Annotated in this window: 19 protein-coding genes; 5 read left to right on the top strand and 14 right to left on the bottom strand. The window is 69.9% G+C overall.

Annotated elements, in window-relative coordinates; all coding sequences use genetic code 11:
• The first annotated feature begins 173 nt into the window (after positions 1-173).
• A complete protein-coding gene (locus tag CBM2594_RS00215) occupies positions 174-1,118 on the top strand; it encodes a cation diffusion facilitator family transporter (protein WP_116355076.1) in 945 nt (314 codons plus the stop codon).
• 356 nt (positions 1,119-1,474) lie between these two features.
• Here CBM2594_RS00215 and CBM2594_RS00210 read toward each other — a convergent pair whose 3' ends face one another.
• Entirely contained in the window at positions 1,475-2,101 is a 627-nt protein-coding gene (locus tag CBM2594_RS00210) for a DNA-3-methyladenine glycosylase I (protein WP_116355075.1), read from the bottom strand.
• 105 nt (positions 2,102-2,206) lie between these two features.
• Here CBM2594_RS00210 and CBM2594_RS00205 point away from each other — a divergent pair, with 105 nt between their 5' ends.
• Positions 2,207-2,563, top strand: a complete 357-nt coding sequence (locus CBM2594_RS00205; protein WP_116355074.1) for a DUF2314 domain-containing protein — start codon at positions 2,207-2,209, stop codon at positions 2,561-2,563.
• 70 nt (positions 2,564-2,633) lie between these two features.
• Here CBM2594_RS00205 and CBM2594_RS00200 read toward each other — a convergent pair whose 3' ends face one another.
• Together CBM2594_RS00200 and CBM2594_RS00195 are read right to left on the bottom strand one after the other, a co-directional pair.
• Complete coding sequence (locus tag CBM2594_RS00200) at positions 2,634-3,944, bottom strand: MFS transporter (RefSeq protein ID WP_116355073.1); 1,311 nt, start codon at positions 3,942-3,944, stop codon at positions 2,634-2,636.
• A gap of 95 nt (positions 3,945-4,039) precedes the next feature.
• A complete protein-coding gene (locus CBM2594_RS00195) occupies positions 4,040-4,372 on the bottom strand; it encodes a hypothetical protein (RefSeq protein ID WP_116355072.1) in 333 nt (110 codons plus the stop codon).
• 270 nt (positions 4,373-4,642) lie between these two features.
• Here CBM2594_RS00195 and CBM2594_RS00190 point away from each other — a divergent pair, with 270 nt between their 5' ends.
• Complete coding sequence (locus tag CBM2594_RS00190; protein WP_116355071.1) at positions 4,643-5,539, top strand: DODA-type extradiol aromatic ring-opening family dioxygenase; 897 nt, start codon at positions 4,643-4,645, stop codon at positions 5,537-5,539.
• Positions 5,540-5,543: 4 nt separating this feature from the next.
• Here CBM2594_RS00190 and CBM2594_RS00185 read toward each other — a convergent pair whose 3' ends face one another.
• The 4 genes from CBM2594_RS00185 to CBM2594_RS00170 all read right to left on the bottom strand — a co-directional run bounded on the left by CBM2594_RS00185 (position 5,544) and on the right by CBM2594_RS00170 (position 8,910).
• Entirely contained in the window at positions 5,544-6,743 is a 1,200-nt protein-coding gene (locus CBM2594_RS00185) for an MFS transporter (protein ID WP_116355070.1), read from the bottom strand.
• Positions 6,740-8,026, bottom strand: a complete 1,287-nt coding sequence (locus CBM2594_RS00180; protein WP_198048077.1) for an MFS transporter — start codon at positions 8,024-8,026, stop codon at positions 6,740-6,742. The genes CBM2594_RS00185 and CBM2594_RS00180 overlap by 4 nt, the downstream gene beginning before the upstream one ends.
• 109 nt (positions 8,027-8,135) lie before the next feature.
• Positions 8,136-8,555, bottom strand: coding sequence for a VOC family protein (locus CBM2594_RS00175; protein ID WP_116355069.1), 420 nt, complete (start codon positions 8,553-8,555; stop codon positions 8,136-8,138).
• 4 nt (positions 8,556-8,559) lie between these two features.
• Positions 8,560-8,910: a GFA family protein gene (locus tag CBM2594_RS00170; protein WP_116355068.1), complete on the bottom strand. Its 351-nt coding sequence runs from the start codon at positions 8,908-8,910 to the stop codon at positions 8,560-8,562.
• 188 nt (positions 8,911-9,098) lie between these two features.
• On the opposite strand from CBM2594_RS00170, the gene CBM2594_RS00165 reads away from it, so the two are divergent.
• Positions 9,099-9,710 carry an HD domain-containing protein gene (locus CBM2594_RS00165; protein WP_116355067.1) on the top strand — a complete coding sequence of 204 codons (612 nt, stop codon included), beginning with the start codon at positions 9,099-9,101 and terminating at the stop codon, positions 9,708-9,710.
• Positions 9,711-9,866: 156 nt separating this feature from the next.
• Here CBM2594_RS00165 and CBM2594_RS00160 read toward each other — a convergent pair whose 3' ends face one another.
• A complete protein-coding gene (locus tag CBM2594_RS00160) occupies positions 9,867-13,484 on the bottom strand; it encodes an indolepyruvate ferredoxin oxidoreductase family protein (RefSeq protein WP_116355066.1) in 3,618 nt (1,205 codons plus the stop codon).
• A gap of 339 nt (positions 13,485-13,823) precedes the next feature.
• On the opposite strand from CBM2594_RS00160, the gene CBM2594_RS00155 reads away from it, so the two are divergent.
• On the top strand, positions 13,824-15,113 hold the full coding sequence (locus tag CBM2594_RS00155) for an NYN domain-containing protein (RefSeq protein ID WP_116355065.1): 1,290 nt from the start codon (positions 13,824-13,826) through the stop codon (positions 15,111-15,113).
• Between the two features lie 283 nt (positions 15,114-15,396).
• Here CBM2594_RS00155 and gspF read toward each other — a convergent pair whose 3' ends face one another.
• From gspF to gspL, 6 genes are all read right to left on the bottom strand, one after another.
• Positions 15,397-16,614: a type II secretion system inner membrane protein GspF gene (gene gspF / locus CBM2594_RS00150; protein WP_116355064.1), complete on the bottom strand. Its 1,218-nt coding sequence runs from the start codon at positions 16,612-16,614 to the stop codon at positions 15,397-15,399.
• A gap of 15 nt (positions 16,615-16,629) precedes the next feature.
• Positions 16,630-18,105, bottom strand: coding sequence for a type II secretion system ATPase GspE (gene gspE, locus CBM2594_RS00145; protein WP_116357631.1), 1,476 nt, complete (start codon positions 18,103-18,105; stop codon positions 16,630-16,632).
• Between the two features lie 125 nt (positions 18,106-18,230).
• Positions 18,231-20,735 carry a type II secretion system secretin GspD gene (gene gspD, locus CBM2594_RS00140; RefSeq protein WP_116355063.1) on the bottom strand — a complete coding sequence of 835 codons (2,505 nt, stop codon included), beginning with the start codon at positions 20,733-20,735 and terminating at the stop codon, positions 18,231-18,233.
• 34 nt (positions 20,736-20,769) lie between these two features.
• A complete protein-coding gene (gene gspN, locus CBM2594_RS00135) occupies positions 20,770-21,579 on the bottom strand; it encodes a type II secretion system protein N (RefSeq protein ID WP_116355062.1) in 810 nt (269 codons plus the stop codon).
• Positions 21,579-22,184 carry a type II secretion system protein M gene (locus CBM2594_RS00130; RefSeq protein WP_116355061.1) on the bottom strand — a complete coding sequence of 202 codons (606 nt, stop codon included), beginning with the start codon at positions 22,182-22,184 and terminating at the stop codon, positions 21,579-21,581. Before CBM2594_RS00130 ends, gspN begins: the two co-directional genes overlap by 1 nt.
• A gap of 16 nt (positions 22,185-22,200) precedes the next feature.
• Positions 22,201-23,646: a type II secretion system protein GspL gene (gene gspL / locus CBM2594_RS00125; protein ID WP_116355060.1), complete on the bottom strand. Its 1,446-nt coding sequence runs from the start codon at positions 23,644-23,646 to the stop codon at positions 22,201-22,203.
• Positions 23,647-23,837: the final 191 nt, after the last annotated feature.

Raw genomic sequence — 23,837 nt, 5'->3', positions numbered from 1 at the left:
CTCGCTGGCGCTGGTCCGCACGCTTCGTGCGGTGCCCGTCCTTTCTACCGTAAAGCTGGCGCAATAAGTTAGCCAGCGCTGTTACGAAATCGGCACGATGGCGTGGCCGTACGCCGCGCCGCGCTCCCGGCAGGTTCGGCTATAGTCACCCGATGGATTCACGCTCCCCCCGCATGCACGCAAGACCGGACAGCCCGCCCGACGACGGCGCCACCCCCGCGGCGCAAGCCGAGGTGCGCCACCGCGCCGGCCGGCGCAGCACGCTGGTCAGCGTCGCGGTCAATATCGGCCTGACTTCGGTACAGGCGGTCGCGGGCGTGATCTCCGGCTCGCAGGCGCTGCTTGCCGACGCCGCGCATTCGCTGTCCGACCTGCTGTCAGACTTCGTCGTGCTGGCCGCCGGCTGGCAAAGCCGCAAGGATCCGGACGCCGACCACCAGTACGGCCACCTGCGCTTCGAGACCGCCGCCTCGCTGGCCCTCGGGGTGCTGCTGCTGACGGTGGGCGCGGGCATGCTGTGGGCGGCGCTGGGCAAGCTGCAGCATCCGGCCGGGGCGCAGCCGGTGCAGCCGGTGGCGCTGTGGGTGGCGCTGGCCGCGCTGGCAGCCAAGGAACTGCTGTTCCGCTACATGCTGGCGGTGGCGCGGCGGGTGCGTTCGAGCATGCTGGTGGCCAACGCCTGGCATGCGCGCTCGGATGCGGCGTCGTCGCTGGTGGTGGCGCTTGGCATCGGCGGCAACCTGCTGGGCTACCACGTCCTGGATCCGATCGCGGCGATCGTGGTCGGGCTGATGGTGGCGCGCATGGGGCTGCGCTTTGGCTGGGATGCGCTCAACGACCTGATGGACCGCGCCGCCGACGCGGAGACCGTCACCGCGATCCGCGCCACCATGCTGGCCACGCCCGGCGTGCTCGGCCTGCACGACCTGCGCACCCGCAAGATGGGCGACCAGGTGCTGGTGGATGTGCATCTCGAGATCGACGCCACCCTGACCGTGGCGCAGGGCCATGCCATCGCGGTGGAGGCGCGGCGCCGCACGCTCGAACACCACCATGTACTGAACGTGATGACGCACGTCGACCCGGTATACATCGCCGCAAAGGCCGCCGAGGGCTGAGCCGGCTGTGGATAGCTTTGCCCCGGGCTGGGGATAACCCGCCGGACAAGCTGTGTCGCGCCTGGGGACGCGCTGTGGGACGTATACGGACAACTTCCGCCATCAACGGCCGGCGGTATACGCGGGCGCCGGCTTGTCCCGGCAAATCAGGGTTATCCCGGAGCCGTTATCTGTACGGCAAGTCACTGAGCGGAAAGGGAAAAGGTGACTTATCCACGGCCTGGAGCCCGGTTTACCTACTACTACTATGTTTACATACGTAAACAATATAAAGACAAAAGCCAGGACCTTTGTGCCGGACGACGATATGCCAGGTGCCACGCTGACGCGGTATACGCAACGGCACGTATACCGCGTCAGCGCGGCACCTTGAACGTCTTGCGCGCCGCCAGTACCTGCGCGCGCGTGGCGCAGCCCTCCTGGTGGTCGTTGACGAGCCCCATCGCCTGCATCAGCGCATACATCGTGGTGGGGCCGACAAAGCGCCAGCCGCGCTTCTTCAAGTCCTTGGACAGCGCGGTGGACTCCGGCGAAGTGGCCATGGTTCGCAGCACCTCGGGCGTCACCACCCTGGGGCGGCTGGCCGGATCGGGCTCGAAGCGCCAGAAGTAGGCCGCCAGCGAGGACTCGGTTTCCAATAGTTCGCGGGCGCGCCTGGCATTGTTGATCGCCGCCTCGATCTTGCCGCGATGGCGCACGATGCCGGCATCGCCCAGCAGGCGCGCGATATCGCGCTCGGTGAAGCGCGCCACTTTCTCGATGTCGAAATTGGCAAAGGCCTTGCGGAAGGCCTCGCGCTTGCGCAGGATGGTCAGCCAGCTCAGGCCGGACTGGAAGCCCTCCAGGCACAGCTTCTCGAACAGCCGGCGGTCGTCGGCCACCGGAAAGCCCCACTCGGTATCGTGGTAGTGGCAGTAGTCCTCCAGCGTGCCGCACCAGCCGCAGCGCACCGGTGCGGCCAGCGCTTCCTTGTTGCTCGTCATGCGTACCTTTCCAGTATCGAATGGATGGGGCGCCGGCCTGGCGCTCGCCGGCCGGCGCATTTGCTGCGATCATGCCCGCACCTGAGAATTTGCGGAAGGCTGAAAATGGACATGCGATTGACCACGCTGGACGACGACGGATGGGAGCTCGACGACGCCGAGCCCATCGCCGCCGCCCACCCCGACACCTTCTGGATGCCGCCCCGCGCTGAGCGCGACGCGCTCGCCGCCGGCCAGCAGGTCAAGCTGATCTTCCGCATCCTGGTCGCGGACGAGGCCGGTAACGAGGAAGTCCACGTCGAACGGATGTGGGTCAACGTCACCGGGCGCGAAGGCGCGCTCTATACCGGCGAACTCGACAACCAGCCGTACTGCACCGACGAGATGACCCCCGGCATGCCGCTGTGCTTCGAGGCCCGGCATGTGATCCATATCTACCGCGAAGGCGGCGAGGACGCCTGACCGGCCCGCCCGCGGGCAACAAAAAAGCCAGCCTCTCGCGGCTGGCTTTTTTCATCGATGCGCGACGCGCTCAGGCCAGTTTCCTGCCGGTCCGGTCATGCATGAACACCAGCGCGACAAAGCTGACCACGGCGGCGGCAATCACGTAGTACGCCGGCGCCAGCTTGTTCTGCGTCGATTCGATCAGCCACGTCACGATCAGCGGGGCAAAGCCGCCGAAGATGGTCACGGCGAAGTTGTAGGCCAGCGACAGGCCGGTGGAGCGCACCTCGGTCGGGAACTGCTCGGCCAGCACCGCCGGGGCCGGGCCGGTAAAGGCCGCCAGCAGGATGCCCAGCACGATCTGCACCTGCAGCAGCGTCTGCGTGGTCGGCGCCACATTGAGCCAGTGGAACAGCGGATAGGCCAGCACGCCGATCAGCAGCGCCACCACGCCCAGCATGCGCTTGCGGCCGACGCGGTCCGACAGCATGCCCATCAGCGGGCACAGCACCAGGATGATGGCGCCGCACAGCGCGGTCGACTGGAACGTGGCGCCCAGCGGCAGGCCCAGCTGCTGCTTGGCGTACGACGGCATGTAGAACACCAGCACATAGGTGCAGACCGTCCACAGGATAGTCACGCCCAGGCCCGCCAGCACTTCGCGCGGGTGGTCGCGCAGCACCTGCGACAGCGGCGAGAACTTCACCCTGGACGCGCGGCGGGCGGCCTGGCGCGCCTCGAACTCGGGCGGTTCGTGCAGGTGCGAGCGGATATACATGCCCACCGGGCCGATCAGCAGGCCGAACAGGAACGGGATGCGCCAGCCCCAGGCGTCGATCTGTTCCGGCGCCAGCCCGTTGGTGACCAGCGCGCCCATGGCCGCGCCCAGCATGAACGAGATGCCCTGGCTGGCCTGCTGCCAGCTGGCGTAGGCGCCGCGCTCGGCGTCGGGCGCGTGCTCGATCAGGAAGGCGGTTGCGCCGCCCACTTCGCCGCCGGCGGAAAAGCCCTGGATCAGGCGTGCCAGGACGATCAGCGCCGGCGCCCACAGGCCGATCTGGTCGTAGGTCGGGGCCAGCCCGATGATCGCCGTGCCCAGCGCCATCAGCAGGATGGTCAGCGTCAGCGCCGCCTTGCGGCCGACGCGGTCGGCATAGACCCCCAGCACGATGGCGCCGACCGGGCGCATGAAGAAGCCCACGCCGAAGGTGGCGACGGTGAGCAGGAACGAGGTCAGGTCATTGCCGGTGGGAAAGAACAGCTTGGCAATGATGACGGCGAAGAAGCTGTAGACGGTGAAGTCGAACCACTCCAGGCCATTGCCGATGGTGGCGGCGATGATCGCCTTGCGTCGGGTGGCGTTGGTCAGTTCTGGGACGGGGGCGGTAGTCGCGGTCATGAAGCGTTGGTGATGCGGGGAAATCGCGATTTTAAGCGATTCCTTAATCCCGCACCTGCACGCGACAAGCTGCGCAATCTGGTGCGCCGACTTCGTCACCCCGCGGTCTGGCCCCGTCCGGCGCCCGGCGCGGCCTCGGCTGGCGCCTGTGAGGCCATCGTGGCAGGCGGATCAGGGGCGGGGCGGCGGCGCATGATCCACATCAGCAGGGCGCTGGCCACCCAGCCGGCCACGAATACCGTGTCCCCGGCGCGGTTCAGCCAGGCGGGCAGGGCCGCCATGCCTGTCACCGACAGCAGCAGGCCGGCCGGCAGCCGCGCCAGGATCCACAGCGCGACGGCGGGTACGCTGCCATAGACGCCCGGCTGCCACCACTGGACCGGGATGCGGTTGTGCCGTCCGGCGCGGCGCGGATTGCGCGATGCCACCTGATTCTCCTGCCATCCGCGCGGATAAGCGCCGTGGCGACCGTGTTGCGAAAGTCCCTGAGAAGCTTCTGACCGCGAGCTCCCGGCTGCAGCATAAGCCCCTCGCATCGGCCGCGGTGCAGGCCCCGCGCGGGTTGTGTGGGCCGCGCCACGGATGGCCCCAGTGGTTCAATTTTTTTGCATGACGTGTCCGCAAACCACGCCCGCGAGCGCCGCCGTTCTTTGCCAAACTGGAAGCCAGTACACAAACCGTTTGAAGGCGGTATTGCCATGCTTCCCTCGCTCTATATCTCCCACGGTTCGCCGATGCTGGCCATCGATCCCGGGCCCACCGGCGCCGCGTTCGAGGCCCTGGGCGCCCGGCTGCGCGCGCAGCGCCCGCGCGCGGTGCTGGTGATTTCGGCGCACTGGATCTACAGCACGCTGGCCGTCACCAGCCGCGAACGCCAGGAAGCCTGGCACGATTTCGGCGGCTTCCCGCGCGAGTTATACGCGTTGCGCTACGACGCCCCGGGTTCGCCGGACCTGGCGGCGCGGGTAAAGGTGCTGGTCGAGTCGGCGGCGATTCCCGGCGCGGGCTTTGTCGGCCATGACGACGAGCGCCCGCTGGACCACGGCGCCTGGATGCCGATGCGCCACTTCTTCCCCGACGCTGACACGCCGGTGGTGCAGCTGGCGCTGAATCCTTACCTGTCGCCCGCGACGCAGATCGCGATCGGGCGCGCACTGGCGCCGCTGCGCGACGAAGGCGTGCTGGTGCTGGCCTCCGGCAGCTTCACGCACAACCTGCAGGAAGTGTTTGGCGGCGGCCGGCGCGAACAGCACGGCCCGCAAGCCGAACCGTATGTCGAAGCCTTCCGCACATGGATGGCCGAGGCGCTGGACCACACCCTGGCCACCGGCGACACCCGCCGTATTGCCGACTACCGCGCCCAGGCGCCCTATGCGCGCCGGGCGCACCCGACCGACGAACACCTGCTGCCGTTCTTCGTGGCGCTGGGTGCGGCGCTCGGTGCGGCGCCCGGGCCGGAGGGCGCGCGTGCCGCGCTGCCGGAGCCGGCCAGGGTGTCGCGCGTGGCCGACGAGGTCACCTATGGCGTGCTGGCCATGGACAGCTTCGTGTTCGAAGGCATCGGCGCGGCGGCGCCGCTGCGCGCCGCGGCCTGAGGGCTTAACCGCCCGCCGGCGGGCGCGGCGGCAGGTAGCGCCGCGCCGAGCGCGCGCCCGCCAGCGCGATCCAGCCCATGGTCAGCGCCACCAGCGCCAGGCCGGCGCGCAGGCTGGCCAGATGCGCCACGCCGCCGATCAGCACCGGGCCCAGCAGCAGCCCGACGTAGGCGAAGCGCGCCACGCGCGCGATCGCTTCCGCCGGCGCCACGCCCGGCAGCCGCGACGCCGCGACAAAGAAGATCGGCACCATATTGGCCGCGCCCAGCCCCATCAGCGCAAAGCCCGCCAGCGCGGCCAGCGGCAGCGGCACTGCCAGCGCCAGCGCGATGCCGGCAAAGCCCAGCCAGGCACTGCCGGTCAGCGTGGCGCTGTCGCCGAGGCGCGCGCGCAGGCGGTCGCCGCCGAAGCGCCCGCATGCCATGCCGCCCGAGAACGCGGCATAGCCCAGGCTGACCCAGCCGTCGGGCGCGCGTGCCACGTCGCGCATATAGACGCTGGTCCAGTCGTACATCGCGCCCTCGCCGATCAGCCCGAGAAAGGCCAGCAGCCCCAGCAGCCACAGCGCGCGCACCGCGTGGTCACGATGGTGGGGCGCGGAAGGCAGCACCGGGTGGTCGGCCAGCAGCCCCGGCAGCGTTGCCACCGCCACCGCCGCGGTCACGCCGGCCATCATCGCCGCATGCGCCACCGGCGCCACCCCCAGCGCCAGCATCGCGCCGCCAAAGCCCGCGCCCGCCATGCCGCCCAGGCTGAACATGCCATGCAGCGACGACATCACCGGCCGCGTGCGGCTGGCCTCGACCGTGGCGGCCTGCGCGTTCATGGCGACGTCGAACGCCGCATTGGCCATGCCGAACGCCAGCAGCGCGGGCAACAGCAGCCAGAACGACGGCATCGCCAGGATGGCCACCGTGGCCAGCGCGAACAGCAGCCCGCCGGCCACGGACGCGCGCGCGCTGCCGGCGCGCGCCACCCAGCGCCCCACCGGGCCCATCGCCACGATGGCGCCGCCGGCCACCGCCAGCATCGCCAGCGACAGCATCGCGTCGGACAGGCCGAAGCGCGCCTTGATGGTCGGGATATGCACGCCCCAGGTGGCAAAGGTGGCGCCGTTGACGAAGAACAGCGCCATGGTGCCGCGCGTGGCGCGCGCGACCCGGCCCGCGGGCAGCGCGGCGGCGGGCGCAGGCGAGCCGTTCATGGGCGGGACGCGTCCACGCGCAGCAACCCGCGCCGGTGCAGCGCGTAGCCGAAGGCCGCCAGCGCGGCCAGCGCCAGCGCCAGCATGACCCACAGCATCAGCCAGTAGCCCCCGGCCGCGCGCCAGAGCAGCGCGCCCAGCCACGGGGCCGCCGCCTGCATCAGCAGCACCGGGGTCATCATCAGCCCGTTGAGCGTGGCGTAGTGGTGGCGCGAGATCAGCTCCGGCATCGCCATCGCGCGCAGCATGGTGTTGACGCCGTTGGCGCAGCCGTACAGCACGGCCGCCACCATCAGCCATGCGCCATGCCCCAGCGCAAAGCACAGCAGCCCGGCGCTCATCAGCGCATAGACCGGCAGCGACAGCCGCACCGGGTGGCGCACGCCCGCGCGCATCATCAGCATGCGGCCCGCCACCTGGGCCGGGCCGATCAGCGCCGCGACCGCCAGCTGCTGCGCCACCGGCATGCCTTTCTCGGTCAGCATCGGGATCAGGTGCGCGCCCAGCAGCGATGCCACCACCGCGGTCGCGGTAAAGGCCAGCACCACCGCCCAGAACACCGGCTGGCGCAGCGTGGCGCGGGCAATGTCGCGGCTGCCGGCGGGGCCGGTGCCGGTGCCCGTACCGGAGTAAGACGGATGCAGGGCGTAGCGCATGCGCGCGTGCAGCGGCGCGCAGACCAGCAGATTCAGCAGGGCAAAGCCGACCAGGGTCGGGCGCCAGCCAGTATGCAGCACCAGCCATTGCGCCAGTGGCACGAAGATCGTGCTGGCGAAGCCGGCCATCAGCGTGACTACGACGATCGGCTTCTGGTACTGGTCGCCATAGGCCTGGCGCAGCACCACGAAAGCGGGCTCGTACAGCGTGGTCGCCATCGCCAGCCCGAGCGGCACCCACATCAGCAGGAACACCGCCTGCGACGGCGTCCACGCCCACAGCAGCAGGCCCAGCCCGGCCAGCACCGAGCCCGCGCCCATCACCTTGCGCGCCGGCGCGCGGTCCAGCAGCCGCCCGACCGCGAACGAGCACAGCGCCCACACCAGCAGCCCCAGCGAATAGCCGCCCGCCAGGAACGGCTTGGACCAGCCCAGGCTGCGGATCATGGGGTCGATGAAGACGGTGAAGGCGAAGAACAGCGTGCCCCAGGAAATGGTCTCGGTCAGGCCGAGGATCCACACCAGCCGGCGCGGCGGCGTGGCGGGCTGCGCGGGCCCGGTGCGGGCCGGGCTGGCAGGATGGCGGGTGTCGGCGTCCGCCCCGGGGCTGGCTTCTAGTGTGGTCATGGCGGGCCCGGCGGGGGATGGCCGCCATGGGAGCGGCGCGCCTGGGCCAGTCGGAAATTGTAGCGATGCTGCGCGCCGGCTGCTCGCGGTGTGCCGGCCGCCACGCGCGTTACTGTGCGGTCACCGGCGTGGGCGGTCCTTTCAGCTCGACCACATTGCCGTCGGGGTCCTGCACATACAGCGAGGGGCCCTTGCCTTCGGCGCCGAAGCGCTGCGCCACTTCGCCCGCGTCGACCCCATGCCGCGCCAGCTGCGCGCGCAGCGCGTCGGCGTCGAACGGGTCGATGCGCAGGCAGAAATGATCGAGGTTGCGGCCCTCGTCGCCCGGCCCGGCGCCGCCCGCGCGGCCCAGCGGGCCATCGAGCGAAACCAGGTCGATCAGGCCGCCGCCCGCGCGCAGCTGGGTCAGGCCCAGTTCGGTCTGCTCGCGCTCGACGCTGCAGCCGAGCACGTCGACATAGAAGCGCCGCAGCGCGGCCACATCGGCGCTGCGCAAGACCAGGTGGTCGATGCCGAGGATGCGGAACATGGGGTCAGTGGTGCAATCCGTCATAGTCGATCACCTTCAGGCTGTCGAGGTCGACATTGTCCAGGCAGCGCACATTGACCGCGGCCATCGGCTTGCCGTCCTTGTCCTGGCCATCGGCGTACGGGCCGCAGCCGCACACCGGGCAGAAGCGGTGCGCGATCTTCATGGTGTTGAAGCGGTAGGTGGAGGCGTTGCTCTCGGGCGTTTCCAGCTTGAACGTGGCGCGCGGCACGAACCGCAGCAGGTGGCCGCGCCGGCGGCAGATCGAGCAGTTGCAGCGGATCACGCTGGGGATGCTGTCGGCCTCGACTTCGAAGGCGATATTGCCGCAATGGCAGCTTCCGTTGAAGGTCATGTCGTCTCCTTGAAATGAAGTCCGTTCGAACCAAATCACATCAAAGCTGCTGCGCCGCAATATGGCGGCACATTGTTCGGTTTTTGACAGTGTAGTCCGGCCGCGGGTGCCACAATGCCCGCAAGTCGTTGCAAGACGATGGCGGCATGTCCACGCACGACCCCGCACACCCACAACAGGAGACCCGCATGAGCGACACCCACGCGCCTGCACGCGCCACCTTCAGCCATATGGAACAAGGCACCCGCGAAGACTGGGCCGCCATCTCGGCCGAGTTCATGCCGTACGCCCGCGCGCTGCCGGACCGCGTGCTGGCGCACCTGCGCCTGCTCGACGGCGACTGCGGCGGCTTCCCCGTGGACCGCCTCACGCATTCGCTACAGACCGCGACCCTGGCGCACCGCGACGGCCAGGACGAGGAATACGTGGTCTGCGCGCTGCTGCACGATATCGGCGATACGCTCGGCAGCTTCAACCATCCCGATATCGCCGCCGCGATCCTGAAGCCCTTCGTCAGCCCCGAGAACCTGTGGATGGTGGAAAAGCACGGCGTGTTCCAGGGCTACTACTTCTTCCATCATCTCGGACTCGATCGCAACCTGCGCGAGCAGTACCGCGCTCAGCCCGAGCTGTTCGAGCGTACCGCCGAGTTCTGCCGCAAGTACGATGCGGCGGCGTTCATGACGGACTACGACACGCTGCCGCTGTCGTTCTTCGAGCCGATGGTGCGCCGCGTGCTGTCGCAACCGAAGCATTCGATGTACGTGAAGCCGGGGGAAACGACGCTGGCGCAGGCGTAAGTCGTCGACTGACGCAAACCGGCGGTGTTCCCCTCTCCCCTCATGGGGAGAGGGCAGGGTGAGGGGTGGTTTGGCAAGGCACCACGCATCGAGAAACGCCGGCCCTCTCCCCCGGCCCCTCTCCCGCGAGCGGGAGAGGGGAGGAAGAAGCGCGCCTCAGGCCGCGCGCTGCGCCGACTCCGGATGCCGGAACTGCTCCAGCAGCTTCGCCCACCGCGCACGCACCGCCTTCAGGTTGTTTTCCTTCACATGCCCGAAGCCGCGGATATCGTCGGGCAGGTCGGCCAGCGCCACCGCGGTGTCGTGGTTGGCGGCATTCAGGCCCGCCACCAACTCATCGAGCAAGGCACGGTACTCGCCGATCAGCGCGCGCTCGGTGCGGCGCTCTTCGGTCTTGCCGAAGATGTCGAAGAGGCCGCCGCGCAGTCCCTTCATTTTCGCCAGCACGCGGAACAGCTTCATCGTCGACGGGCCGAACTTGCGCTTGACCAGGTGGCCCTTGTCGTCGCGCTTCGAGGTCAGCGGCGGTGCCAGCCAGAAGTTGAGCTGGTAGTCCTTGCCCGGCTCGCCTTCGAACTGCGCACGCAGCTTGTCGAGGAACACAGGATCGGTGTAGAGCCGCGCCACTTCGTACTCGTCCTTGTACGCCATCAGCTTGGCCAGGTTGCGCGCCGCCGCCTCGGTCAGCGGCAGCGCCTTGCCGCTGCCCACCAGCGCGCTCTCGGCCGCGCGCACGCGGTCGATGGCTTCGCGATAGGTGCGCGCGTACGCGGCATCCTGGTAGGCGGTCAGGTGTTCCATGCGCCGGGCGACCAGCTTTTCAAGCATCGCGCCGCTCGAGGCCGGCAGCTTCACGACTTCCGCGCCTTCGGCGGTGCGCTTCAGCTTGCCGGTCAGCGACAGCACGTGCTCCGGGTCGTGCGCCATATGGCGGCCCCAGTCGAACGCGGCCTTGTTCTTCTCGACCGCCACCCCGTTCAGCTCGATGGCACGCTCCAGCGCCTGCAGCGTCAGCGGGATCCAGCCCTTCTGCCAGGCGTAGCCCAGCACCAGCGGGTTGGTGTAGATGGCATCGCCCAGCAGCGCCACGGCCAGGCCCGAGGCATTGATGAAGTCGCACTTCTCGCCCACCGCACTGCGCACGTCCTGCTCGGCCGACAGGCCCGGGAACTGCCACTTCGGGTTCTTGATGAAGTCGGCGGTCGGGGTTTGCGCGGTGTTGACCACGGCGCGGGTGCGGCCGGCCTGGGTCTTGGAGATGACCTCGTCGGTGGCCGACACGATGGCGTCGCAGCCGATCACCAGGTCGGCCTCGCCCATGGCGATGCGGGTGGCATGCAGGTCGTCGGGGCGCGCGGCCAGCTGCACGTGCGACAGCACCGCGCCGCCTTTCTGCGCCAGGCCGGCCATGTCGAGCACGGTGACGCCCTTGTTCTCCAGATGCGCGGCCATGCCCAGCAGGCCGCCGATGGTCACCACGCCGGTGCCGCCGACGCCGGTCACGAGGATGCCGTAGGCGCGGCGGATCGCCGGCAGTTGCGGCTCAGGCAGCGGCGGCAGGCTGTCCATCGACACGCCGTGCTGCTCGGGCTTGCGCACCTGCGCGCCTTCGGCCGTGACAAAGCTGGGGCAGAAGCCGTTCACGCACGAGAAGTCCTTGTTGCACGACGACTGGTTGATCTGCCGCTTGGTACCGAGATCGGTTTCCAGCGGTTCCACCGACAGGCAGTTGGACTTGACCGAGCAGTCGCCGCAGCCTTCGCACACCGCGTCGTTGATAAAGGCGCGGCGCGGCGGGTCTTCCATCGTGCCGCGCTTGCGGCGGCGGCGCTTCTCGGTGGCGCAGGTCTGGTCGTAGATCAGGATGGTGCAGCCCGGCACCTCGCGCAATTCGCGCTGCACGCGGTCGAGCTGGTCGCGATGGTGAATGTCGATGCCTGCCGGCAGCTTGATCGCCGCGTTGTATTTCTCGGGCTGGTCGCTGACGATGACGATCTGCTTCGCGCCCTCGCTGTGCACCTGCCAGGCGATGTCCTGCACCGACAGCTGGCCGTCGACCGGCTGGCCGCCGGTCATCGCCACCGCGTCGTTGTAGAGGATCTTGTAGGTGATATTGACGCCCGCGGCGATCGACGCGCGGATCGCCAGCAGCCCGGAATGGAAGTAGGTGCCGTCGCCCAGGTTGGCGAACACATGCTGGTCGCCGGCAAACGGCGCCTGGCCGATCCACGCCACGCCTTCGCCGCCCATCTGGCTGAAGGTGCTGGTGCTGCGGTCCATCCACACCGTCATGTAGTGGCAGCCGATGCCGGCCAGCGCGCGCGAGCCCTCGGGCACATTGGTCGAGGTGTTGTGCGGGCAGCCCGAGCAGAACCACGGCTTGCGCTCGGCCTTCGCCTGGCCCTTCCCCTGGCCCACAACGCGCGGCGTGGCCAGCGCCTTTTCCTTGGCCTCGATGATGGCCAGCCGCGCGGTGATGCGCGCGCGCACGTCCATGGGCAGCTCGAACTTGTCCAGCCGCGTGGCGATGGCCTTGGCGATGATCGCCGGCGACAGCTCATAGTGCGCCGGCAGCAGCCAGTTGCTTTGCGGGATCGACCATTCGCCGCCGGCGTTGTCCTTTTCATCGAACTTGCCGTAGACCTTGGGGCGGACGTCGTCGCGCCAGTTGTACAGCTCTTCCTTGAGCGCGTACTCCATGATCTGGCGCTTTTCTTCGACCACCAGGATTTCCTGCAGGCCCTCGGCAAAGGCGCGCGCGCCATGCGCTTCCAGCGGCCACACGCAGCCCACCTTGTACAGCCGGATGCCGATCTGCGCGCAGGTGGCGTCGTCCAGGCCCAGGTCGGCCAGCGCCTGGCGCGTGTCCAGGTAGGCCTTGCCGCCGGTCATGATGCCGAAGCGCGCGTGCGGCGAATCGATCTCGATGCGGTCCAGCTTGTTGGCGCGCACATAGGCCAGCCCGGCGTACCACTTGTAGTCGAGCAGCCGCGCTTCCTGCTCCAGCGGCGGATCGGGCCAGCGGATATTGAGGCCGCCCGGCGGCATGATGAAGTCGCCCGGCAGCGCGATCTGCACGCGGTGCGGGTCCAGCTCGACCGAGGCCGACGATTCGACCACGTCGGTGACGCACTTCATCGCCACCCATAGCCCGGAATAGCGGCTCATGGCCCAGCCGTGCAGGCCGTAGTCCAGGTACTCCTGCACGTTCGACGGATACAGCACCGGCAGGCCGCAGGCCTTGAAGATGTGCTCGGACTGGTGCGCCAGCGTGGACGATTTTGCCGAGTGGTCGTCGCCGGCCAGCACCAGCACGCCGCCGTGCTTCGAAGAGCCGGCCGAATTGGCGTGCTTGAACACATCGCCGGTGCGGTCCACGCCCGGCCCCTTGCCGTACCACATGCCGAAGACCCCGTCGAACTTCGCATCGGGGTACATGTTGACCTGCTGCGAGCCCCACACCGAGGTCGCGGCCAGGTCTTCGTTCAGGCCGGCCTGGAACACGATGTTGTGCGCGGCCAGGTGCTTCTTGGCCTTCCACAGCGACTGGTCCAGCGCGCCCAGCGGCGAGCCGCGGTAGCCGGAGATAAAGCCGGCGGTATTCAGCCCGGCGGCATGGTCGCGCTCCTGCTGCAGCATCGGCAGGCGCACCAGCGCCTGGGTGCCGCTGATATAGATGCGGCCGCGTTCGAGCGTGTATTTGTCTTCGAGGGAAACGTTGGCGAGCGCCTGGCGGATGGCGTCGCTGACCGGAGAGGTCAGGGGGGCATTCATGCGTGCTCCTCTATGGGCGTGCTGTCGGGATCACCGACACCTACAGTTGTGGGCAACCGCCGCGTCGCCTCTTGTGAAGGCTGTGGGTGGCTGTGTCTCTGCGCGGCATGGTAGCACCGCCACAAAATCGGCGGTACCTTGCAATGCAGCACGAAGCGTGCCCGTTACGCCGGTAATTTCCCGTATGGACAGGACTTGGCGTGTACACTGCGTTGCACCGAGACCACCCGTGCCGTTGCCGGGCGGTCTCTCAAGCGTCATATCTGCGTTGCCATCATGGTGCAACCCGATCTCTTGACCGCCCGCGCTCAGGCGCGGCTTGCCAGCGAATATCCGAACATGACCATTTCCCCCCGCCAGGGCACCGCAACCCTGGCCGTGCTGATCGACGCCGACAACGCGGCGCCCGCCATCGTCGAAGGCCTGCTGGCCGAGGTCGCCAAGTACGGCGTGGCCGCCGTCAAGCGCATCTATGGCGACTGGACCCGGCCCAACCTGGCAGGCTGGAAGGAACGGCTGCTGTCGCACTCGATCCAGCCGATCCAGCAGTTCCGCTACACCGTCGGCAAGAACGCGACCGACAGCGCCATGATCATCGACGCCATGGACCTGCTCTACACCGGGCGCTTCGATGGCTTCTGCATCGTCTCCAGCGACAGCGACTTCACCCGCCTGGCCTCGCGCATCCGCGAGCAGGGCCTGACGGTGTACGGCTTTGGCGAGCGCAAGACGCCCAAGCCGTTCGTCACCGCGTGCGACAAGTTCATCTATTCCGACGTGCTGCGCGCAGAGGTCGACACCGAAGGTGCCGACGGGGCCGACGGCGCGGCCGCGCCCACGCGCAAGCGCAGCACCGGCGAGCTGCGCCAGGACTCGCGCCTGGTGCGGCTGCTGCAGAACACCGCGCAGGCGGTCTCGGACGAAGACGGCTGGCTGACGCTGGGCAGCATGGGCAACCACATCGCCAAGCAGGCGCCCGAATTCGACTCGCGCAACTACGGCTACGGCAAGCTGTCGGAACTGGTGCTGGCCACCGGCCTGTTCGAAGTGGAGACGCGCAACGGCGGCAACAACAAGACCATCTGGGTGCGGCTGAAGAAGCGCGCCAAGGGCGGCGAGCCGCAGCAGCGTGCGCCGCAGCCGCCGGCCCAGCATGCCGAGCCGGCACGGCGCCAGCCCACCCCCGCACCCGCGCCGGCCGAGGCGCCGGCACAAGCGTCGGCACAAGCGCCGGAACCCGCCCGCGGCGTCGAGCCGCTGCCCACGCCGGAGTCGGACGACCCCGAAGCCGAAGTCCCGGCGCAAGCCGAGCCGCCCTTTGTCGCCGCCGATGCGGTGCAGGCCGAGCCCGAGCCGCAGCCAGTGCCGCCGCTCGAAGCAGCGCCGCAGCCGGACCCGCAACCGAAGTCAGGCACCGGCGCGCGCAAGCGCGCGGCGCGCCGGCCGGAAGTGACGCTCAGCGAAACGCCGTGGCCGATCGACCAGTCGGTGTTCGCGGCGCCGGGCACCACTGTGCTGACGGCGACGGTGGAGGCGGAGGCGCAACCGCAACCGGCCGCTGTTGAAGCAGAAGCCGCACCGGCGCCGGCGCGCAAGACGCGCAAGCGGGCGAGCAAGAAAGCGGAGTAAAGCCGGCCGCCGGTTTTCTCCGCTTGCGGGAGAGAGTAGCCCGCACGCTGGCCATGCCGGCTTGCTCCCAGTCACCGACACGTCGTCCCCGCATAGGCGGGGACCCAGTGTCTTTGAAGCGCAAGCGCTTCTCAAAGTCGCTGGATTCCCGCTTTCGCGGGAATGACGGTGGTCTTTGATTTTTTGGTGGCACCAACAAGATCAAAGGCTTAGCGAAGGTTCCTGGGTAGGGGAGCCCGCCACCAGGGTCATCAGCCCATGCAAGCGCCATCAGCGCGCAGCCCTACCGCACCAACTGATTGATCTCGATAATCGGCATCAGCACCGCCAGCACGATCAGCAGCACCACCACGCCCATGGTCAGGATCAGCAGCGGCTCCAGCAGGCTGGTCAGGAACAGCGTGCGCCGTTCCAGTTCCTGCGCTTCGCCTTGCGCGGCGCGCTCCAGCATGATCGGCAGGTTGCCGGTGGCTTCGCCGGAGCGGATCAGGTGCACCAGCACCGGCGGGAACTGGTTCTGCGCCGCCAGCGCGCGCGCCAGCGAGGCGCCTTCGCGCACGCGGGTGTTGGCGTCTTCCACGTTGGCGCGCAGCGCCTCGTTGGTCAGGGTCTCGCCGGCGGCCTGCAGGCTGCGCAGGATCGGCACGCCCGCTGACACCAGGATCGCCAGCGTGCCGGCAAAGCGCGCGGTGTTGTAGCCGCGCACCAGCTTGCCCAGCAGCGGCGCGGTCAGCAGCCAGCGGTGCCATTCGAGCCGCACCGCGGGCTGGCGCAGCAGCCGGCGGATGCTGAACGCCGCCACCGCGATCACCGCCAGCGCGGCCCACCACCAGTTGCGCACGAAATCCGACAGCCACAGCATGATGATGGTCAGCGTGGGCAGCTTCTGCTTGGTGTTGGCGAACACGCTCACCACCTGCGGCACCACGTACGACAGCAGGAAGATCACGATCGCGAACGCCACCACCGTGACGATGGCCGGATAGGTGAAGGCCAGCCGGATCTTGGAGGTCAGCGTGTTGCGTGACTCGATATAGCCGGCCAGCCGCTCCAGCACCACGCCCAGGTGGCCCGAATGCTCGCCGGCGGAAACCAGCGCGCGGTAGATGTCCGGAAAATCGCGCGGATGCTGCGCCAGCGCCACCGACAGCGCGCTGCCGCCCATCACTTCGGCGCGGATGCCGGCCAGCAGCTCATGGACATAGGGGCGCTCGGCCTGGTCGGCCAGCGCGCCCAGCGCTTCGTCCAGCGGCAGGCCGGCCACCACCAGGCTGGCCAGCTGGCGCGTGAACAGCGCCTGCTCCTGCGTCGACAGCTTGCGCGCGAGCAGCTGGCTGCCGCGGCGCGGCGCCAGGCCGGCGCCGGCGAGAGCATCGACGGTCAGCGGCGTCAGCCCGCGCGCGCGCAATTGATGGCGGGCCTGGCGTGCGCTGTCGGCCTCGATCACGCCGCGGTCGGTCTTGCCGGCGGCGTCGGCGGCTTCATAGCGGAAAGCTGGCATCCGGGCGGCTCCGCGTCAGTCGCGCGTGACGCGCAGCACTTCCTCGAGCGAGGTCGCGCCGCTGTCGATCCAGCGCTGGGCGTCGCCGCGCATGGTGTGCATGCCGTGCGCCAGCGCCACCTGCTTGATCTCCGATTCCGGCGCCTGGCGGTGGATCATGGTGCGGATCTCGTCGTCGACCGTCAGCAGCTCGTAGACCCCCATGCGTCCCTGGTAGCCCGACTGGCCGCACTTGTCGCAGCCGACCGGATGCCAGAGGGTCTGCAGCGGCTTGCCCTGCGCGTGCAGCACTTCGGCCTCGGCGGGCGTGACCTCGATCACTTCCTCGCGCTTGCAGTGCGGGCACAGGCGCCGTACCAGCCGCTGCGCCAGCACCCCCAGCAGCGACGACGACAGCAGGAAAGGCTCGATGCCCATGTCGACCAGCCGCGTCACCGCCGAAGCCGAGTCGTTGGTGTGCAGCGTGGCCAGCACCAGGTGGCCGGTCAGCGACGCCTGCACCGCGATCTGCGCGGTCTCCAGGTCGCGGATCTCGCCGATCATGACGACGTCCGGGTCCTGGCGCAGGATCGCGCGCAGGGCCTTGCCGAAGGTCATGTCGATGCGCGGGTTGACCTGGGTCTGGCCGATCCCCTCGAGGTCGTACTCGACCGGGTCTTCCACCGTCATGATGTTGGTGGTGCGCGCATCCAGCCGCGACAGCGCGGCATACAGCGTGGTGGTCTTGCCCGAGCCGGTGGGGCCGGTCACCAGCACGATGCCGTGCGGCTGGCGGATCAGGTGGTCGAAGCCGCGCAGCGTGCCGGGCGCCATGCCCAGCTTGGCCAGGTCGAGCCGGCCGGCTTCCTTGTCGAGCAGGCGCAGCACCGCGCGCTCGCCGTGGCCGGTGGGCAGCGTCGACACGCGTACGTCGACCGGCCGCCCGCCCACGCGCAGCGTGATGCGGCCGTCCTGCGGCAGGCGTTTTTCGGCAATGTCGAGCTGCGCCATGATCTTGATGCGCGAGATCAGCGCGCCGTGCAGCGCCTTCTTGGGCCGCACCACGTCGCGCAGCGTGCCGTCGACGCGGAAGCGCACCACCGACGACGATTCGAACGGCTCGATATGGATATCCGAGGCGCCTTCGCGCGCGGCCTGCGTCAGCAGCGCGTTGATCATGCGGATGATCGGTGCATCGTCTTCGGATTCGAGCAGGTCTTCCACCGCGGGAATGTCCTGCATCAGGCGCGACAGGTCGACCTCGCCCTCGACCTCGCCCACCACCTGCGCGGCGCTGCCGTCCTGGCGGTGGTAGGCGTCGGACATGGCATGCTCCAGCGCCTCGGGCTCCAGCACGCGCAGGCGCAGCGCGCCGTGCACGCGCGCCACTTCGGCCAGCGCGGTGGGCGAGGTGGCGCGGCTGACCCACACCTCCAGCCCGTCGGGGCGCTGGTGCGCGATCAGCAGCGGGGCCTCGCGCGCGAAGCCGTAGGAGACCAGCCGCGCCGCCATCGGCGAGGGGGGCTCGAGTTCGGCCGGCGGCGGCGGCGGGTTGATGCCAGCGGTGCCAGCGGTGCCGGCGGTGCCGGCGATGCCGGGAGGAAGGGCGGTTTGGACTTCGCTGGCCATGACGGGCCTCAGTACGGGAGCGCGGATTCGCCGCGCTGGTTGAGCGGCTGCGGGGCGCTGACCGGCGCCTGCGGCGCGGGTTGGGGCGCAGGTTGCGGGACCGGCTGCGGCACCAGTTGCGCACCTTCCGGCAGCGGCTGCGTCTGACCCGGCACGCCGGGTTGCGACGAGCCCGGGGGCAGCGTCTGCGGCAGCGGCAGCGGGCCGGGCACCGAGCCGTTGTTGCGCGGGTTGACGAACGGCGTGGTCGGGGCGTCGGCCGGCGGCAGCATCGGCGTGTTGGTGTCCCGCACCATGATGTTAGGCGATACGAAGCCCTGCTGCTGCGCGCGCATATAGTCGTAGCGGTCCGCGGTGAGGCGGTCGGTGGCGCCGGTCGTGCGCATCACATAGGGCCGCAGGAACACCAGCAGGTTGGTCTTCGAGCGGTTCTTGTTCTCGTAGCGGAACAGGCCGCCGATCAGCGGGATGTCGCCCAGCAGCGGCACCTTCTGCACGCCGTCGCCATAGTTGTCCTCGATCAGGCCTCCCAGCACGATGATCTGGCCGTCGTCGACCAGCACGTTGGTCTCGATCGAGCGCACGTTGGTGGTCGGGCCCTGGATCAGGTTGGCGGTGGCCTGCACCACGTTCGACGATTCCTGGAAGATCTGCATCTTCACCAGCCCGCCGTCGGTGATCTGCGGCTTGACCCGCAGCGTGATGCCGACGTCCTTGCGGTCGAAGGTCTGGAACGGCGTGACCGAGGCCGCGCCGCCGGTCTGGGCATAGGAGCCGGTGGTGATCGGGATGTTCTGGCCGATCAGGATCTTGGCTTCCTCGTTCTCCAGCGTGATCAGGTTCGGCGTCGACAGCAGGTTGACGCTGCCGTTGGTGCCGAGCGCGCGCAACAGCGCGCCCAGCCCCATGGCCCGGTTGACGATGCCCAGGTTCAGGCCGCCGATGTCCTGCACCAGCCCCTGCGCCGCGGCGATGCCGGCGGTGCGGTTGCTGTCGGCCAGCGCCCCGGCCAGCGTCAGGTTCAGGATGTTCTGCCCGCCGGTGCCGAAGTTGGTGCCGGCAAAGACGTTGTTGTTGCCGCCGGGCGAACTGATCAGGCCCTGCCACTGGATGCCCAGCTCGCTCGCCTGGGTGGCGGTCACCTCGACGATCATCGATTCGATATAGACCTGCGCGCGGCGCGCGTCGAGGTCGTCGATCACGCCGCGCAGGTTGCGGTAGACCGGTTCGCTGGCGGTGATGATCAGCGAGTTGGTGGACGGGTCCGCCTGGATGATGCCGCCCGTGGTCGGCTGCGTGGTGGTGCCGAACGATGCGGCGAAGGCCGAGTTGCCATAGGCGCCGCCGCTGCCGCCCCCGGCGCCGCTGCCGGTGCCGCTGCGCATGCCGGTCTGGGTGGTGGTGGCGCCGCCGGTGAACTGGCCGCCGGTCGGCGTCGAGACATTGGTCATGCCCGCCGCGCCGCCGATGCCGCCCGCCTGCCCGCCGGGCTGGGTGGTGGTGGCGAAGCTGCTGTCGGCGGCGACGATGGCGCGCAGCGTGGCGGCCAGCTTGATCGCATCGGCGTTCTTCAGCGGCACTACCCAGATGTTGCCGGGACGCGCGTAGGGCTGGTCGAGCTTCTCGATCAGCTGGCGCGCCTGCTGCAGGCGCGCGCGGCTGGTGGCGCGGATCATCAGCGAATTGCTGCGCGGCTCGGCCACCACCGAGGTGCGCAGGCTGGCGTCGACGGCCGTGGCGCCGCCGCCGCCGGCAGCGCCTGCCGCGGCGGGATCGAGCAGCCGCTGCAGCACCGCCGCGGTGTCGCTGGCCAGCGCATGCTTGAGCGGCACCAGCTCGACCTCGCCCGAGGCCGGCGCGTCGACCGCGGCGATGATGCGGGCGATGCGGCGCAGGTTGTCGGCGTAGTCGGTGATGACCAGGGTGTTGTTGGCCGGATAGGCGGTGATGGTGTTGTTGGGCGCGATCATCGGCCGCAGCACCGGCACCAGGTTGTTGGCCGACTCGTAGTTCAGCCGGAACACCTGGGTCACCACCTGGTCGCCGCGGCTGGGGCTGCCGCCGATCACGGTGGGCGAGCCCTGCAGCTTGGCGTCGGCCTCGGGCACGACCTTGGTGAAGCCGTTGCTCTCGACCATGGCATAGCCCTGCATGCGCAGCACCGAGCCCAGCGTCTGCAGCGCCTGCGCGCGCGAGACCGGCTGCTCGGTGACGAGGTTGACGGTGCCCTTCACGCGCGGGTCGATGACGAAGTTCTTGCCGGTGGCCTGGCCGACCGCCTTGATCACGGAGTCGAGGTCGGCGTTGACGAAGTTCAGCACCACCTGGTCGCGGTTGGCGGGGGTCACGTCGGGCGGCGCCGGCGGGGTGCCCTGGCTTCCCTGGGGACGCGAAGCCGGCGCCCCGGGCTGGGCCCACAGCGGCGCGGGCGCCAGCAGGGAGAGCCCGCAGAGCAATGCCACGGCGCGGGCGCAGGCGGTCTTGAAAACAGGTCGGTTGGCGTGGGTTGTCATAGTCATTTCCGTGGGCTGTGCGCTCTGCGTGGCGTCAGAAACGCAGCCTAGTCACATTGTTGTCTCGTCGTCCCAGCAGGCTCAGCAGGCTGGTCAGCTGCGTCGCGGCCTCCGGTTCGGCATGCGCGGTTCCCTCGAAGCGCGCCTGGCGCCCGAGCGTGCCGCTGCCTTCCAGGTGCAGCGGCCCATCGATGGTGCTCAACTGCAGCTTGCCGCCGCCTGCGCCGGTCCAGTCGATCTCGGCGCGGTAGCTGCCCAGCGGGCGCAGCCGGCTGACCGCGGCCGAGACCTGCTCTATGCGCAGCGTCATATGGCCGGTCATGCCCTGGCCGGAGAAGCGGCCCTGCAGCGTGGACCAGTCCACCCGCATCAGGCCGTCCGGGCGCAGCGTGTTGAAGGGTGCGCCGACGCCCTCGAGCAGCGACGCGGGCAGGCGTATCGCGCCCGACTGCGCGGTCCAGCCGCCCGGCGTCGCGGTCACGGCGACCGGCGCGGCCATGGCCTCGGAGTGCGTCAGCACCAGCCGCGCGCGGCCGGTCAGCAGCGGCCAGAACGCCAGCGTCCATTCCAGCCGGCCGGGCAGCACGGTCGCGGTCTGGCTGCCCGCGCCGGCCGACAGCGCCAGCGTGGCGCTGCCGCGCCACAGCGAGCCGCTGGCATCGGCCAGCAAGACGCGGCCCTGCGTCTGCGTGGCGACGCGCGCGGCAATCCATGCCGCCGGCAGCATCGCCACGGTGGTCAGCGCGGCCGTCGCCAGGCCCAGCGCAAGCCAGCGCAGGCGCCGCGCGGCGGCGGGCTGGCGCAGCGCGCGGCGCGGCAGGCGCAGGGTTTCCAGCCGCACCATCAGCTGCGGCCGCCCGGACCCTGCAGGGTCGCGGTAACGTTCACCAGCGCCGTGGCGCCGACGTAGACGACGCGCGCGTCGATCACCTTCATGCGCTGCTGCTGGCGCACGTCCTGCAGCCAGGTGCTGACCGCCCCGAACGGGACCTTGTCGAGCTGCACCTGCACGCTGTTGTCGGCGGCGGCCGCCAGCCGGGTGGCTTTCAGGCCGTACTGGCCCAGGCTTTCCTGCAGCGCCTCGGTCAGCGCATCGCCGCGCAGCGACGGCGCCGGCGTCGCCTTCAGGCCGCGGGCTTCCTGCGCCAGCGATTCCATCTCGGCCAGGTCGGCGCGCAGCTGCGGCAGGTTGCGCGCGGCGCGCTCGCGGCCGTCGGCGGCCGGCTCCCACAGCAGCAGGTAGCCGAGCACCAGCGCCAGCACCGCGCCGCCGCCGCCCAGGATGGCCTGTTCGCGCGGGTTGCGTGCCGACCAGAAGGCGTCGAAGCGTTCCCGCCACGCCTGCGGCACCGAGGGGCGCAGGCGCGCCAGGCGCGTGCGCAGCGGGGCGGCGCCGCCGCGGCGGGCGGCGGGCGACTGGGCGCGGGCGGAATCTTTCAATGGGTTCATGTTGCGCGTGCGCCGGTCACAGGCCGGGCTTGATGGTCCAGCGCGAGCCGGGGGTCACAGGCGTGCCTGCGCTGGAGCCGGTGCTGCCCGCGGCATTGCCGGCCTTGTCTTCTTCCATCTGCAGCCCGGCCTGGCGCGCCGCGCTGCGCAGGCCCGCCGTATCGGTGCCGGGCTTGAGCGTCACCACCAGCATGCGGCCGCGGTACTCGAGCGCCTGCAGCGCATCGGGCGGCAGCCGGCGCGCGGCCTGGGCGAAGCGGTCGGCCAGCGGCAGGAAATCGTCCGGCGTGCTGCGCCCGCTGGCGATGCGCAGCTGCTCGACCTGCCGGCGCATCTGCAGCGGGGCGTCGATCACCGTCGGCGTCTGCGGGAAGGTGCCGCGCAGCGCCTGCGCCTGCGCGGCCTCCAGCCGTTGCTGCTCGTTGCGCAGCAGCAGCCAGTGGGTGTTCATGCCGACCAGCTGGACTAGCACCAGCCCGGCCAGCAGCGCCAGCGGCAGACGCCACGCCACCAGGTTCCAGCGGTCGGCGCGGCCCTGCGCAAATTCGAACTGCGCCAGGTCGAGTCCCGGCTCGCGCAGGCATTCCTGCGCACCGTCGATCCACAGCCGCCAGCTGGCGCGCGCGGCCTGGCGCAGGGCGGGCACCGGCGCCATGGCGGCGGCGTCGGCATCGGCGTACCAGATGCCCTCAGGCGCCAGCGCCTGCCATGCGGCGAGGGCGTCGTCGCCCAGCAGCAGGCCGTAGCCGGCGTGCGCGCCGGTGCGCACGGTCAGTTGCCATTGGCGCGCGGTGCTGGACGCGGTGTCCGGCAAGGCCTCGCCCAGCGCAGCACCGAGTGCGCCACCTTCAGCCAGCGCAGTGGCGGCGGCCTCGACCACCAGCGTGGCCGGCTGCACTACCGCTGGCACTTCGCCGGGGGGCGCCAGCGACGGTTCGGCGCCGGCTTCTTCCTCTTCCACCGCAGCGAGCGGCACGCACAGCTGCGCCGCCAGCACGTGGCGGCGGCGATGGCGGTGCTCGGCAAAGGCATCGAGCACCGCGCGCAGCCAGGCACGGTCCGCCACCATCAGCAAACGCTGGCGCGGGCCGCGGCCGGGCGCGGCGCCATCGAGGGCGGGGCCGATGCCGATGTGGCAGGGCTGCGCGTCGGTGGCGAGCGCGTCTTCGACCAGGTTGGGCAGCGCCTGCTTCAAACGCGCGGGCGGCAGCGGCGGCACGCTGGCGCTGGTCAGCAGTACGTCGCTGGCGGCCAGGATCAGCACCAGCCGCTCCGCGGCGGGCAGGTCGGCGATGCGGGCGTGGCCTTCTCGCAACACTTCCGGCGCGGCACGCGGCAAGCCGCGCCGCGCCGGCTCGGCCACCGCCGTGCGCACCAGCGCAAAGGGCAGGGCGCCGAACTGCCACGGTTGCGGCTGGTCATGCGGCCGGTGCGGCATGCGCACGTACAGGGTGGTGCTCAAGGTGTCCTTGCTTTGGCTTCAGTAGAACGGCTCGATAAGGCGCATGGCCCATGGGGGTGCGCCCGGGATCGCCCCGGCGCAGGATACTTGCCGGGGGGCGGGGATGCCGGCGGCCGGCCTGGGAGGCCGTTCGGCGGCGAGCGGGCTGGTGCCAGGCTCGCGCCAGCGCCGCAGCATACCTTGCCTGCGTG

The organism is Cupriavidus taiwanensis, assembly GCF_900249755.1.
GTDB classification, from domain to species: Bacteria; Pseudomonadota; Gammaproteobacteria; order Burkholderiales; family Burkholderiaceae; genus Cupriavidus; species Cupriavidus taiwanensis_D.
Note: the sequence above shows the minus strand (reverse complement) of the source record. Positions and strands in the feature narration are given on the sequence as shown.

What these genes read in the sequence shown, in the direction of transcription:
- CBM2594_RS00215 (WP_116355076.1), top strand. Translation starts at nt 174, where the DNA reads ATGCACGCAAGACCGGACAGCCCGCCCGACGACGGCGCCACCCCCGCG.
- CBM2594_RS00210 (WP_116355075.1), bottom strand. Translation starts at nt 2,101, where the DNA reads ATGACGAGCAACAAGGAAGCGCTGGCCGCACCGGTGCGCTGCGGCTGG.
- CBM2594_RS00205 (WP_116355074.1), top strand. Translation starts at nt 2,207, where the DNA reads ATGGACATGCGATTGACCACGCTGGACGACGACGGATGGGAGCTCGAC.
- CBM2594_RS00200 (WP_116355073.1), bottom strand. Translation starts at nt 3,944, where the DNA reads ATGACCGCGACTACCGCCCCCGTCCCAGAACTGACCAACGCCACCCGA.
- CBM2594_RS00190 (WP_116355071.1), top strand. Translation starts at nt 4,643, where the DNA reads ATGCTTCCCTCGCTCTATATCTCCCACGGTTCGCCGATGCTGGCCATC.
- CBM2594_RS00185 (WP_116355070.1), bottom strand. Translation starts at nt 6,743, where the DNA reads ATGAACGGCTCGCCTGCGCCCGCCGCCGCGCTGCCCGCGGGCCGGGTC.
- CBM2594_RS00180 (WP_198048077.1), bottom strand. Translation starts at nt 8,026, where the DNA reads ATGACCACACTAGAAGCCAGCCCCGGGGCGGACGCCGACACCCGCCAT.
- CBM2594_RS00175 (WP_116355069.1), bottom strand. Translation starts at nt 8,555, where the DNA reads ATGTTCCGCATCCTCGGCATCGACCACCTGGTCTTGCGCAGCGCCGAT.
- CBM2594_RS00170 (WP_116355068.1), bottom strand. Translation starts at nt 8,910, where the DNA reads ATGACCTTCAACGGAAGCTGCCATTGCGGCAATATCGCCTTCGAAGTC.
- CBM2594_RS00165 (WP_116355067.1), top strand. Translation starts at nt 9,099, where the DNA reads ATGAGCGACACCCACGCGCCTGCACGCGCCACCTTCAGCCATATGGAA.
- CBM2594_RS00160 (WP_116355066.1), bottom strand. Translation starts at nt 13,484, where the DNA reads ATGAATGCCCCCCTGACCTCTCCGGTCAGCGACGCCATCCGCCAGGCG.
- CBM2594_RS00155 (WP_116355065.1), top strand. Translation starts at nt 13,824, where the DNA reads ATGACCATTTCCCCCCGCCAGGGCACCGCAACCCTGGCCGTGCTGATC.
- gspF (WP_116355064.1), bottom strand. Translation starts at nt 16,614, where the DNA reads ATGCCAGCTTTCCGCTATGAAGCCGCCGACGCCGCCGGCAAGACCGAC.
- gspE (WP_116357631.1), bottom strand. Translation starts at nt 18,105, where the DNA reads ATGGCGGCGCGGCTGGTCTCCTACGGCTTCGCGCGCGAGGCCCCGCTG.
- gspD (WP_116355063.1), bottom strand. Translation starts at nt 20,735, where the DNA reads ATGACAACCCACGCCAACCGACCTGTTTTCAAGACCGCCTGCGCCCGC.
- gspN (WP_116355062.1), bottom strand. Translation starts at nt 21,579, where the DNA reads ATGGTGCGGCTGGAAACCCTGCGCCTGCCGCGCCGCGCGCTGCGCCAG.
- CBM2594_RS00130 (WP_116355061.1), bottom strand. Translation starts at nt 22,184, where the DNA reads ATGAACCCATTGAAAGATTCCGCCCGCGCCCAGTCGCCCGCCGCCCGC.